The following is a 13,167-nucleotide window of genomic DNA, read 5'->3' on the forward strand; positions in this document are numbered from 1 at the left end:
CCTGAATAAATAACAGGGAACCCTGGGTTTATATTTTTAATAAGCCGAACTCCACCGGCAGGGTGACCTTATTAATACCGTTACGCAGCAGCTCTTTTGGCGGCGGCGGAAGCGGACGCGCATTTTCCAGCGCCATCAGCGCGGCGCGATCCAGCGAATGGGTCCCTGACGAGTTCGCCAACTGCGATTGCAACACCTCGCCGCGTTCGTTGACGCTGAAGGTAATAATGACGGTACCGGTACGTTTACGGCGGCGCGCATCTTCCGGGTAGTGGCGCATTTTGTTGATTTTGCCTTTCACCAGCGATTCCCAACTGATCTTGTTGTCGCTCAGGCGCGCGGCATCGCTATCGAGCGGCGCGGTAGTGCGCTGAGTGAGGACGGCCGGCGCCGGGGGCGCGGCGAAGCTGGTGATGGTTGAATTGCCCTTTTCCTCTTGCTGCTGGCGGCGGGACTGTTTTTTTACCTCGATTTTCTTTTTACGCTGCGGTTGGGGTTTGCTGGCGGAGAGCTTTATTTGCGCATTGTCGTGAATGAGCAGCTTCGGCGCCTCTTTCGCCGCGGCCGTTTCCTGCTCGGTCATTGCCTCGACTTTGCGCTGCTGGGTGACGCCCGGCGGCAGCTCGGGATGAATCAATGACACTTCCAGTTCCGGCGCGTACTCCACCATCACCGCGGCAGGGGGGGCGGCATCCGGCGGCGAGGCGAAATGAACGATAAAAGGCACGGCCAGCGCCAGATGACCCAGCACGCTGGCCGTTGTTCCCGTGAACCAGCGGGGGCGCGACGCTATCAATGGCGTGGAGAGAGGGATATTCATTTTTCCGCCGCCACCGACCAGATGTAATCAGCCTGCTTCGCCGTCGGCGTGGTGCCGTCGGTGGTCAGCAGTAACACCAGCGGATTTTCCGCCTTGAGATCGGCCAGATGCAGCGGTACGCCAATATCTTTAGCCGCATGATAGCCGCCGGCAATCAGCAGCGCCGGGCGCGGCGATGCTTGCATTTGCGTCGCCATCAGGCGATCGCGCTGCTGCTGAATAGCGAGCATAGAGGTGACCTGCTCGCCATCGATTTGCCCGTTATGCATCAGATAGATAATGGCCGATAGCGATTCATGTACCTGCGGGCTGTTGGAGAGCGTTCCGCGGGGAAACGTGGGATGCTGATAGATGTCGCTCACCTGCTGGCGGCTAAGGTTGGCTGCCAGCAGCGGATAAGGCGCTTGCAGCGCGGTCATCACGACGTCGCGATAAAGCGCCCACGGCCAGCCGGGGTTCCAGCGCAGGGTTTCCGCCGCGCGAGTGGCGCTCACGGTCGTCCCGCTGAGGCTGGCCCGTTTGACCCGATTGACCGCCTCCTGCTGGCTTAGGTCGATCATCTCCATCAGCACGCTGCCCTGCGGGCGAAGGGTGTGGAGGTTCTGCAGCAGCCAGCGCTCAATCTGGTGATGCTGAGCGTTGGTGTGTTCTTCGCCAACAATAACCAGCGGCGCCTGGGCGAGTTGGTTCAGCAATTGTTGCGGCGTCAGGGTGCGCCCGCTGGCGGTATCACGAATATTCGCCTTCTCTACCAGCGCGTGCTCCCCGGCAGGGGAGAGGGGGTGAACCGGGCTGTGACAGGCGCTCAGTAACCACGCGCAACCTATAACCAGAGTCTTTAAAAGGGGGTCCTTAAACATAAAATATCCATTTTCGGCTTTTTAGTCGTCTTTTCTTCGTATCTTGCTGCTGGAACAGGATGATATGTGATATTGAGAATGATTATCAAGATCATTCTCATTTAAAATTATTGGCAAGGGTGATGATTTCACCCGGCAAACAGCTGGCCGTTGCTGTGTCGCGGGGAGAATCTGTGAAGACGATCAAGCTTTTAAACAGCGATAATATTTAAACCTGCTGGCTTAATGTTGTCTTAATGTTTGTTTCGGTCGCGCGTTGAAATAAGCATTTTGTCATCAGGAAATTCTAATTGGCGGTGTTTTTCACTTTTTTAAAATGATGGTAATTGTTTTCATTATCATTCACATTCCTCTGTGATTTAATCCGTGCCAACCCGGTTTCTCCACGGCTTTTCGACTACCCATACTAAGGATTAGCTTATGAATTTCCGCTTATCGGCATATTGCGCGGCGATGCTCGCTGCTTCGGCTCTGTTTACCGCTCCGCAGGTTATGGCTGCTGACAATGGCGACGGCATCGTGGTGTATAACGCCCAGCATGAAAACCTGGTGAAATCCTGGGTTGACGGCTTTACCAAAGAAACCGGTATTAAAGTCACGCTGCGCAACGGCGACGATAGCGAATTGGGTAATCAACTGGTGCAGGAGGGGTCAGCCTCGCCGGCGGATGTCTTCCTGACCGAAAACTCGCCTTCAATGGTGTTGGTTGATAATGCCAAACTGTTTGCGCCGCTGGATGCCGCGACGCTGAATCAGGTCGCGCCGCAGTATCGTCCTGAGCACGGCCGCTGGATTGGCATTGCTGCCCGCAGCACCGTTTTCGTCTATAACCCGGCGAAAATCAGCGAATCTCAGCTGCCGCATTCGCTGATGGACCTGGCGAAACCTGAGTGGAAAGGGCGCTGGGCCGCCTCTCCATCGGGCGCAGACTTCCAGGCCATCGTCAGCGCCATGCTGGCATTGAAAGGCGAAAAAGCGACGCTCGACTGGCTGAAGGCGATGAAAACGAACTTCGTGGCCTACAAAGGCAACAGCACGGTAATGAAAGCGGTCAACGCCGGTCAAATCGACGGCGGGGTGATCTACCACTATTACCGCTTTGTCGACCAGGCGAAAACCGGCGAGAACAGCAAAAACACCAGGCTGTATTACTTTAAAAACCAGGATCCGGGCGCTTTCGTGAGTATCTCCGGCGGCGGCGTACTGGCGTCCAGCAAACATAAAGAGCAGGCGCAGGCCTTTATCAAATGGATCACCGGCAAGCAGGGTCAGGATGAGCTGCGTACCAATAATGCTTTCGAATATGCGGTGGGCGTGAATGCCGCCTCTAACCCGAAACTGACGCCTCTGAAAGAGCTGGACGCGCCGAAGGTAGAGCCGTCAACGCTGAATAGCAAAAAAGTGATCGACCTGATGACCCAGGCTGGCCTGCTGTAATTTGATGCTGAAGTGATTTATCTATGTCTGTCCTGAGTCTGGTACTCGGAAAGAAAACAGGACGCCTGCCCGAGCGCAGGCGTCCTGCATTTCCGATGGTTGCCTTAGCTGTACTGTTTTCAGTAATGGCGTTACTGCCGTTAGGTTTTGTGGCCGCGGTGGGGATTGAGACCGGCTGGCCGGCCATTAAAGCACTGGTGTTTCGCCCGCGGGTAGCTGAACTGCTCAGCAATACGCTGTGGCTGACGCTGCTGGCGGTGCCTATCTCTATCGTACTGGGCGTGGCGGTGGCTTGGCTCACTGAACGCACCGCGCTTGCCGGGCGTCAGCTATGGTCGGCGCTGGCGGTCGCGCCGCTGGCTATCCCGGCATTTGTCCAGAGCTATGCCTGGGTCAGCGCGGTTCCCTCGCTGCACGGCCTGTCCGCCGGGGTGTTCCTCTCGGTGCTGGCCTACTATCCTTTTATCTACATGCCGGTGGCGGCGGTGCTCCGTCGTCTCGATCCGACGCTGGAAGATGTTGCCGCCTCGTTGGGTACGCCGCCGTGGAAGGTTTTCTTCCGCGTGGTGCTGCCGCAGTTGCGGTTGGCTATCTGCGGCGGTGCGCTGCTGGTGGCGCTGCATCTGCTGGCAGAATATGGCCTGTATGTGATGATTCGCTTCGATACCTTCACCACCGCCATTTATGACCAGTTCCAGTCTACCTTTAGCGGCCCAGCGGCGAATATGCTGGCGGGAGTGCTGGCGCTGTGTTGTCTGGCGATTCTGCTACTGGAAAGCGTCTCGCGCGGCAAAGCGCGTTACGCGCGCATCGGCGCCGGCGCGGCGCGCGAACAGAAGCGTCGTCCGTTGGGCAACGTGGCCGCATGGGGCGCGCAACTGCTGCTGTTGACGCTGGTGATGCTGGCGATGGGCGTCCCGCTGCTGGTGCTGTGCCGCTGGCTATGGCTTGGCGGGGTGGAGAACTGGCTGCATGCCGATCTTTGGCATTCGCTGCGCCAGACCCTGCTGCTGGGCGCGGGCGGCGCGCTGCTGACCACCGCCTGCGCAATTCCTATCGCCTGGCTCGGCGTGCGTTATCCGCGCCGGCTGTTTCGCCTGCTGGAAGGCTGTAATTACATCACCAGCTCACTGCCGGGTATCGTCACCGCGCTGGCGCTGGTGACGGTCACCATCCACTATGCCCGTCCGGTGTACCAGACCGAGGTGACCCTGTTCCTCGCCTACCTGCTGATGTTTATGCCGCGAGCGCTGATTAACCTGCGCGCCGGTATCGCCCAGGCGCCGGTTGAGCTGGAAAACGTCGCCCGTAGCCTTGGGCGCAGCCCGGCCCGCGCCTTATGGAGCGTCACCATGCGGCTGGCCGCGCCGGGAGCGGCCGCTGGCGCCGCGCTGGTGTTTCTTGGCGTGAGCAACGAGCTCACCGCGACGTTGCTGCTATCGCCGTTAGGCACCCGCACGCTGTCGACCGGTTTTTGGGCGTTGACCAGCGAGATCGACTACGTCGCCGCGGCGCCCTATGCGATGCTGATGATCGTGATTTCGCTGCCGCTGACGGCGGTTCTTTATGTGCAGTCGAAAAAAATTGCAGGGTTGTAACATGCTGGAATTGTCTTCTATCTCGAAATCTTTCGCCGACGCGCTGGTGCTCGATAACCTTAATCTGGCAGTAGCGCCGGGAAGCCGTACCGCCATTGTCGGCCCGTCGGGTTCCGGTAAAACCACGCTGCTGCGGATTCTTGCCGGTTTTGAAACCCCCGACAACGGGCGAATCGTTCTGCAGGGCAACACCCTGTTTGCCGAAGGCGTGTTTGTGCCGGCGCATCAGCGCGGGATCGGTTTCGTGCCGCAGGAAGGGGCGCTGTTCCCCCATCTTAACGTCGCGGACAATATTGCCTGGGGACTCGATTGCAGTCGCGAAGAGAAACGCCGTCGGGTGGCCGCACTGATGGAGATGGTGGCGTTAGATGCGACATTAGCGAGCCACTGGCCGCATGAAATTTCCGGCGGCCAGCAGCAGCGGGTTGCGCTGGCGCGCGCGTTGGCCCAGCGGCCATCCCTGATGTTGCTGGATGAACCTTTCTCGGCGCTGGATACCGGGCTGCGGGCGGCGACGCGCAAAGCCACCGCCGATCTGCTGGCCGAGGCTGGCGTAGCCTCGATCCTGGTCACTCACGACCAGACGGAGGCGCTGTCGTTTGCAAGCCAGGTCGCGGTGATGCGGCAGGGGCGTTTCGCTCAGGTAGGGACGCCGTTCGAGGTCTACTCGCGTCCGGTTGACGAGGCCACCGCGCTGTTTCTTGGCGATGCGCTGGTGCTCGACGCCGAGCTCATGGAAGGGCGCGCCCGTTGCGCCATCGGCGAGTTGCCGACCGACGATCCTCACGCCAACGGCCGCGGACGCGTGATGTTGCGCCCGGAACAACTGCGGGTGTCGTCGTGCGCGCCGCAGGAGAGCGCCTTTCGCATCGTGGATGTCGATTTCGCCGGCCATATCTCGACGCTGACCGTGAGCGCGGCGGGGCAATCGATGCCGCTGGTGCTGAAAACCGTCAGCCAGGCCGCCTGGCAAGCTGGCGCCGCGGTTCGCCTGGACGTTATTGGTCAGGCGCGGATATTTTGCGCATAGCGGTGAAAAGCTCAACGTTCAGCCGGGATAAAAATTGATTTGGCGCGGAGATGCGTTAATTCGCTGCTGATGTAGCACATTGTGCTAATTACACTACCAGCGAAGGCTTTAGTATCCGCGCCACTGATCTCGTCGCCATGGAGTGGTAGGTCGTTGGAATATTTCCGCGGGGTCAGTCCATTCTTATTGCGGTGCGAGCTGGAACTGTGATTGTCTCTCCGGCCAGCGCCGCTGGCCGGAGAGCGAGCTATAAATCCAGCACTAACCGGCCGCCTTTAGCGCGTGAGCAGCAGATCAGCATACTCTGCTGGCTGGCTTTCTCTTCATCGCTGTAATACTGATCGCGGTGGTCGGCTTCGCCCTCCAGAATCATCGTTTCGCAGGTGCCGCACACCCCTTCGCGGCACAGACATTCCACCTTCGCCGCTTTGTTATTCTCGATCACCTGCAAAATGGTCATCTCCTGCGGCACGGTAAATTCGCGTCCGGAACGCGCCAGCACCAGGGTAAATGCCTCTCCGCCTTTATCTTCAACGATAAATTGCTCAAAGTGCAGCTGGCTGGCGGGAACCTGATACCGTTCGGCGGCGGCTTTCACCGCCTCGTTAAGCGCTGCCGGGCCGCAGGTATAGATGTGGGTGCCGGGTTCGATATCGGCGAACAGGCGCGACAGGTCGAGACGGCTGCCGAGCGCTGATATGTGAATATCGACCCGGTCGCGCCACGGCGCGGCGCTGAGCGCATCGACGAAAGCATTATTGTCGGCGTCGTGGAAACAGTAGTGCAGCTGCCAGTTGGCCTGCTGTTGTTCCAGTTCCGGAATATGCGACAAGAATGGCGTGATGCCGATACCGCCGGCGATCAGCAGATGTTTTCGCGCCTGTGGTTCGATGGCGAACAGGTTGTTGGGGGTGGACACCGTCAGGGTATCGCCCGGTCGCACCTGCTGATGCATAAAACGCGAGCCGCCTTTAGAAGGCGACTCAAGACGCACCGCAATCTGCCAGCTGGTGGTATCCAGCGGTGAGCTCATGAGCGAATAGGCATTGCTGTAACGCTGCTCGCCATCCTGCATCTGGACGATAATATGGCTACCGCCGCTGAATCCCGGCAGCGGGGCGCCGGTCGGCGACACCAGCGTAAAACGCTTAACCTGGGCGGTGATCTGTTCAACATCGCGAACGATCGTCTCAAACATTTGATAATCAGACATCGCGGAACTCCATCAAAAAATCCCGGCGTGACCAGTGCCGTCGCCGGGAGAGGATATTTACAACCCCTGGCAGAGATACTTCATCTCCAGGTAATCTTCGATTCCGTGTTCCGAGCCTTCGCGGCCAAGACCCGACTGTTTCACTCCGCCAAATGGCGCGACTTCATTAGAAATCAGCCCGGTATTGATGCCGACCATGCCGTATTCCAGTTGCTCGGAGACGCGCCAGATACGGGCGGCATCGTTGCTGTAAAAATAGGAGGCGAGGCCGTAGATGGTGTTATTGGCCTGCTCAATGACCTCTTGCTCATCCTCAAATTTCACCAGCGCGGCCACCGGGCCGAAAATCTCTTCCTGCAGCAGCAGTGACCCCGGCTGTACGTCGCCGATCACCGTAGGGGTGAAGAAATTACCGCCCAGCGGATGCGCTTTACCGCCGGTTAACAGCGTCGCGCCGCGGGTGAGCGCGTCGTCGAGCAGGGACTGGACTTTGCGTCCGGCGTCGGCGTTGATAAGCGGGCCAATCTGGACATCGGACTCGCTGCCATCGCCGACTTTCAAGGCGGCGACGTGGGCGACGAACTTGTCGCAGAATTGGTCGTAGACGGCGCGATGAATATAGAAACGGTTGACGCAGACGCAGGTTTGCCCGGCGTTGCGGAACTTGGCGATCAGCGCCCCCTCGACCGCTTTATCGATATCGGCGTCGTCAAAGACGATAAACGGCGCGTTACCGCCGAGCTCTAAAGAGAGCTTTTTGATGGATTCCGCGCACTGGCGCATCAGCACGCGGCCGACTTCGGTCGAACCGGTAAAGGAGAGCTTACGCACCCGCTCATCGCCGGTGAACACCGCGCCAATCTCACGCGACTGGCCGGTGACAACGTTAATGACGCCCTGCGGGATCCCGGCCTGATTCGCCAGTTCCGCCATCGCCAGCGCGGTAAACGGCGTTTCATTGGCAGGCTTAATTACCATCGTACAACCCGCGGCCAGCGCCGGGCCGGCCTTACGGGTGATCATCGCCGCCGGGAAGTTCCACGGGGTGATCGCCGCGCAGACGCCCACGCCCTGGCGGATCACCATCAGGCGTTTATCGGCGCCGGGGGAGGGGATTATCTCGCCGTTGGCGCGTTTCCCTTGTTCGGCAAACCACTCGAGAAACGAGGCCGCATAGGCGATTTCGCCTTCCGCTTCCGCTAGTGGCTTGCCCTGCTCGGCGGTCATAATCTGCGCCAGCGCGGACTTGTTTTCGAGGATCAGGCGGTGCCAGTTCTTCAATAGCGCGGCGCGCTGGGCGGCGGTAAGCGCGCGCCATGCCGGCAGCGCGGCAGCGGCGGCATCCACCGCCTGCTGCGCTTCCGTCCGGCCCATATTGGGGATCTGGCCGAGCGCCTCGCCGGTGGAGGGATTGCTGACGGCAAGGGTCGTACCGTCGGCGGCGTCGCGCCAGCTTCCGGCAATCAGCGCCTGCTGGCGAAACAGATTTGAGTGAAATACGGACATAGCCAACTCCTTCAACGATTACGGCTGGAACACCTGGGCGACCAGATTGTGGAAATGCGCGATCCCATGCTCGGAGATCCCGCTGCCGCTGTTATCCGCCATAATGCGTCCCTGGCCGCGATAGCCGCGGGACTTCAGCCCCTTCTGCACGCTTTCCACCAGGCGTAAATCTTCCGGGCGGAACACGTCGCGATACCACTCAATCAGCGCCTTCTGATCGTCGGTCAGCTCTTCATTGGTGAAATAGATGTCGTAGTTCTGCAGGGTGGTCTCTTCATCCACCGGGAATTCATAAATGACGGTCATCATGCCTTTGATCGGCGTGACGTTGAGCATGGTGCACGGCCACAGCCAGAAACCGTGGAACGCGGCGTCGGTACCTTCTTCGAATTTAAAGGACTGCTCGGACGGTTTGGCAAAGCCATACTGCAGCGTCCATTTGCCGTGCATGGTGTGCCAGTAACGGTCAACCTGCACGGAATCCGAGAAGCCCGGGTGCGCCGGGCCGCAGTGATAACATTCCAGATAGTTATCGACGATATTTTTCCAGTTCGCCGGGGTAAGAGTGGTAAAGCGCGCCGCCAGTTTCAGCTCATGAACATCCGGGCAGACTTCCAGCACTTTGTCCTGTAGCCCCGGTAGTTGTGTTTCCACGCTCTCCGCTTGCGGGTTCATATTGATAAATACAAAGCCGGCATACTCTTCAAGGCGAACCGGCACAAGCGTTGCCTTATCGCTATCGAAATTCTCCACGTTTTCGCAGTTGCGGGCGTGGGCGAGATTGCCGTCCAGCTTGAAGGCCCAGGCGTGATAGGGGCAGGTAATCACGTTTTTGGCTTTACCTTCGCCGCTCAGCAACTGGTGGCCGCGGTGCGGGCAGACGTTATAGAAGGCGCGCAGAATGTTGTCGCGCCCGCGGACGATAACGATATTTTCGCCGATGATCTCTCGGGTAATGTAATCGTTCGGCCTGGCGACTTCGCTGCCGTGGGCGACGCAAATCCAGCTATTGGCGAAGATACGCTCTTTCTCGTGCTCAAACGCCTGGCTGTCGGTGTAAAAACGGGCCGGAATGGTCCAGGCGTCCTGTGGATTGGCACAAAAGTTAATCGGCAGGGTAAAGTCAGGGCTTAAATTGCTCATGTAGGGTCACCTTGTGATTATTGTCAGTAAGCGTTTTTTACAGCGACTGGCCGTCGCCTTTGAGTACCGCGCCAACCGGCAGCGTCTCGGCTTTAACGATCGGCTCGGGCGTATGGGTTTCTATCTGATGCACAGGCACGTGGGCGTAGTCCTGTTTTAGCCAGCGTACAAAGCCGCCGGTCTTGATCAGTAAAATGGCAAGGAACGGTAAGGCGGTCAGCACCACGGTGGTTTTCATGGTTTCCAGCGAGGCGCCGGTAAACAGAATCGAGAGCGGGATGAGGGTGATCACCACGCACCAGAACAGGCGCATGCCGCGATCCGGATCCTCGCCTTCGCGCAGGTTACGGGTACTGGTCGCCGCCATGGTGTAAGCCACCGCATCCATGTGCGAAGCGAGGAAAACAATCATCACGAACAGATAGGCGGCGAGGAACAGCTTGCCCGCCGGCAGCGACATCAGCACCTGCTGGACGGCGGTTTCGCCGCCGAGGGTCTGCATGACCTGCGGCACGTTAATCACGCCGTTGACGAACTGATGCATGGCGTAGCTTTCCATCACTCCGAAGAAGAACCAGCAGCCGGCAGTGCTACCGAGAATCAGTCCCCAAATGACCTCTTTGATTTTGCGTCCGCGGGAGACGCGGGTGACGAACATCGCCACCCCAGGGGTATAGGAGATCCACCACAACCAGTAGAAGACAGTCCAGTTGCGGGTAAAGGCGCCGTCGCCGAGCGGGTCGGTAAACAGGCTCATCTGCAGGAAGTTTTGGCTCGTCAGACCGATGGCGTTGATGATGTTATTGGTGATGAATTCGGTCGGGCCGATCAGTAATACCACCAACGGCAGCAGGAACGCCCCCCAGCCGACCATTTTGCTCAGACGCTGCAGGCCGTTGTTGATACCAATCCACGAACTCATGCAGAAAATACCGCCGGAGAGCAGGATCACAAACGCCTGGACGGTGAAGTTATCCGGCAGTCCGGTGAGAGCTGACAGGCCGCGGGTGAAGGTGGCGGCAGTGACTACCAGCGAAATGGTTAACGCGCCGACGGTGGCGATCAGGAACATCAGGTCAACCAGGCGACCCCAGAAGCCCTGCGGATTGACGCCGGTGATCGCCGAAATGATCCCGGAAAGGCTGAGGCCTTTATTTTTCCGCACGTGGAAGTGATAGGCCATGATCAGCGAGGCGAGGGTGTAGGTCGCCCACGCGCTAATGCCCCAGTGGAAGAAAGAGTACGGGATGCTGTATTCCAGCGCTTTTGCCGAATGCGGCGCAATATTCAGGCCAGGGGTCTGGTAGTAATAAGCCCACTCGGCAACACCCCAGTACAGCGTAGAGGAGCCGAGTCCGGCGCAGATAAACATAAACAGCCATGAGAGAGTGCTGTACTCGGCTTTGCCTTCGCCGAGCCGGATATTGCCGTATTTGCTGGTGGCCAGATATAACACCAGTCCCAGCGCCAGCAGCACCAGCACCTGTACCGCGGAACCCAGCAGGCGGGTAACGCCGTTAAAAATCGAATTTGCCGCCTGGGCGGTTTGTTGGGGGAAGAGACTTAATGTAGCGGCGATGAAAACAATGGCCGCCAGGCTGATGACAATCAGCGGCACATCTTTTTTCTTTACGTTGCTCAACATGAGTGATCTCCTGGGCACGGTTGCCCGTCGGTGGCTTTAGCCTGTCGTTGTTATCACGCTGTAGGGTCAGGGTTCGTAGCAAAATGCTATTAACAATTGGATTATTTCTTCGTTACATGAATTAAACAATTGGCCGATTCGTGAAGCAATAAAACACGGAACGGAAATAATAAAAGGTGAATTGGCGCAGGTTCTTTCCTTTCAGGAATCAATAAAGTTCGCCGCTGTGATGCGGTTCACTTGTCAATTGTGGGGTTTTCTGCATTCAGAGGAGAGAGAGGAGTTGGCGCGAGTTTTCCCGGGTAGCGGCTACGCCTTACCCGGGCTACGGTCCGAGCGACCTGCCTTTTATTTATTCACCACGCTGGCTGAAACTGCTGGTGTTGGTGGCCTCAAAATCGCTGAGACGTTCCCGGAAGGCCGGGGCAGCCCGCATGGATGCGGGCTGAGGGCCGTGTTTTGCAAGGACGCTGCCTCGGCCCGACCCGAAGCCTGCAGGGATAAGTCGAAGGTACCACGAAGTGGCGATTTTGGCGGCCAGAGCCCGGGAGTACAGAGGGCGGCGGCGAATGGCCGCCCTCTGTGCGCTCCCTGCGCCATGAGAGCCATAACGCAGAAGAAATATCGGGAGCGCAATGTGCTCTGAATTAACACAAAGCACATGTTTTTCCCGGACCAAAACCGTTGCAAACCGATGCGATATCTACATGAGCGTGCCATTGTAGCCCCGGTAAGCGCAGCGCCACCGGGGAGCGGCGGAGTAATTACGCCAAAATGGCCTTACAGATAGCGTCGCTGACCTGCTGCGTTGAGGCGTTGCCTTTCATGTCCGGGGTTTTCGGCCCGCTGGCGATCACCTGCTCTATCGCCGCCAGAATGCCGTTGTGCGCGGCATGGTAGCGCTCGTCGCCGTTTCCGAGGAAATCGAGCATCATCGCCCCGGCCCAAACGGTAGCGATCGGGTTGGCGATATTTTTACCGTAGATATCCGGCGCCGACCCGTGAACCGGTTCGAACAGCGACGGGAAGGTCCGCTCTGGGTTCAGGTTAGCCGACGGCGCAATACCGATAGTGCCGGTACAGGCCGGGCCGAGATCCGACAGAATATCGCCAAACAAATTGGAGCCGACGACCACGTCGAAACGTTCCGGCTGCAGCACGAAGCGGGCGCAGAGAATATCGATATGCTGCTTGTCCCAGCGAATCTCGGGATAGCTTTTGGCCATCTCTTCCACGCGCTCATCCCAGTAGGGCATGCTGATCGCCAGACCGTTAGATTTGGTGGCTGAGGTCAGCGTTTTACGCGGGCGGCTTTGCGCCAGCTCAAAGGCGTAGCGCAGGATCCGGTCAACGCCGCGGCGGGTGAAGACCGACTCCTGAATCACCACTTCATGCTCGGTGCCTTCATTGGCGCGACCGCCAAGGGCGGAATATTCGCCTTCAGTATTTTCGCGCACCACGTAAAAATCGATGTCGCCGGCCTTTTTACCCGCCAGCGGACAGGGGACGCCGGGGAACAGGCGCACCGGGCGCAGGTTGACGTACTGATCGAACTCACGGCGGAACTTCAGCAGCGACCCCCAAAGCGAGATATGGTCGGGGACGGTATCCGGCCAGCCGACGGCGCCGAAATAGATAGCATCGAAGCCCTGCAACTGCTCGCGCCAGTCGTCCGGCATCATCTTGCCGTGATGGGTGTAATATTCGCAGCTTGCCCACTCCATCTGTTCGAAGCTCAGCGACAGATCCCAACGCTGCGCGGCGGCTTGCAGCACGCGAATACCTTCAGGCAGAACTTCTTTACCAATTCCGTCACCGGGGATGGCGGCAATACGACAGGTTTTTTTCATTCCGGTTCTCACTTTTTAGCGATGATGTTTGACCACCTGCCTATCCTATAATTGACTGGTTCATA

At 58.4% G+C, this 13,167-nt stretch carries 10 protein-coding genes; 3 read left to right on the forward strand and 7 right to left on the reverse strand.

Features of this window, described 5'->3' with window-relative positions; all coding sequences use genetic code 11:
• Positions 1–28: 28 nt before the first annotated feature.
• Both EAE_RS16110 and EAE_RS16115 read right to left on the reverse strand, forming a co-directional pair.
• Positions 29–820, reverse strand: coding sequence for an energy transducer TonB (locus tag EAE_RS16110; protein ID WP_223848504.1), 792 nt, complete (start codon positions 818–820; stop codon positions 29–31).
• Positions 817–1,680, reverse strand: a complete 864-nt coding sequence (locus EAE_RS16115) for a ChaN family lipoprotein (RefSeq protein WP_015704967.1) — start codon at positions 1,678–1,680, stop codon at positions 817–819. The genes EAE_RS16110 and EAE_RS16115 overlap by 4 nt, the downstream gene beginning before the upstream one ends.
• 420 nt (positions 1,681–2,100) lie before the next feature.
• Here EAE_RS16115 and EAE_RS16120 point away from each other — a divergent pair, with 420 nt between their 5' ends.
• Genes EAE_RS16120 through EAE_RS16130 form a run of 3 tightly spaced genes read left to right on the forward strand, consistent with a single transcriptional unit; the run spans position 2,101 to position 5,745 of the window.
• Positions 2,101–3,117 carry an iron ABC transporter substrate-binding protein gene (locus tag EAE_RS16120; RefSeq protein ID WP_015704968.1) on the forward strand — a complete coding sequence of 339 codons (1,017 nt, stop codon included), beginning with the start codon at positions 2,101–2,103 and terminating at the stop codon, positions 3,115–3,117.
• Between the two features lie 23 nt (positions 3,118–3,140).
• Positions 3,141–4,715 carry an ABC transporter permease gene (locus EAE_RS16125; RefSeq protein WP_047079384.1) on the forward strand — a complete coding sequence of 525 codons (1,575 nt, stop codon included), beginning with the start codon at positions 3,141–3,143 and terminating at the stop codon, positions 4,713–4,715.
• A gap of 1 nt (position 4,716) precedes the next feature.
• On the forward strand, positions 4,717–5,745 hold the full coding sequence (locus tag EAE_RS16130; protein WP_015704970.1) for an ABC transporter ATP-binding protein: 1,029 nt from the start codon (positions 4,717–4,719) through the stop codon (positions 5,743–5,745).
• Between the two features lie 247 nt (positions 5,746–5,992).
• Here EAE_RS16130 and EAE_RS16135 read toward each other — a convergent pair whose 3' ends face one another.
• The 5 genes from EAE_RS16135 to EAE_RS16155 all read right to left on the reverse strand — a co-directional run bounded on the left by EAE_RS16135 (position 5,993) and on the right by EAE_RS16155 (position 13,102).
• Positions 5,993–6,958 (reverse strand): PDR/VanB family oxidoreductase, encoded by a 966-nt coding sequence (locus tag EAE_RS16135; RefSeq protein WP_015704971.1) that lies wholly within the window; start codon positions 6,956–6,958, stop codon positions 5,993–5,995.
• Positions 6,959–7,015: 57 nt separating this feature from the next.
• On the reverse strand, positions 7,016–8,464 hold the full coding sequence (locus EAE_RS16140; RefSeq protein WP_015704972.1) for an NAD-dependent succinate-semialdehyde dehydrogenase: 1,449 nt from the start codon (positions 8,462–8,464) through the stop codon (positions 7,016–7,018).
• An 18-nt stretch (positions 8,465–8,482) separates the two neighbouring features.
• Entirely contained in the window at positions 8,483–9,607 is a 1,125-nt protein-coding gene (gene yeaW, locus EAE_RS16145; RefSeq protein ID WP_015704973.1) for a carnitine monooxygenase, oxygenase subunit YeaW, read from the reverse strand.
• A 37-nt stretch (positions 9,608–9,644) separates the two neighbouring features.
• Positions 9,645–11,252, reverse strand: a complete 1,608-nt coding sequence (locus EAE_RS16150) for a BCCT family transporter (protein WP_015704974.1) — start codon at positions 11,250–11,252, stop codon at positions 9,645–9,647.
• A gap of 764 nt (positions 11,253–12,016) precedes the next feature.
• A complete protein-coding gene (locus EAE_RS16155) occupies positions 12,017–13,102 on the reverse strand; it encodes a tartrate dehydrogenase (protein WP_015704976.1) in 1,086 nt (361 codons plus the stop codon).
• Positions 13,103–13,167: the final 65 nt, after the last annotated feature.

The organism is Klebsiella aerogenes KCTC 2190 (assembly GCF_000215745.1).
Taxonomy (GTDB): domain Bacteria; phylum Pseudomonadota; class Gammaproteobacteria; order Enterobacterales; family Enterobacteriaceae; genus Klebsiella; species Klebsiella aerogenes.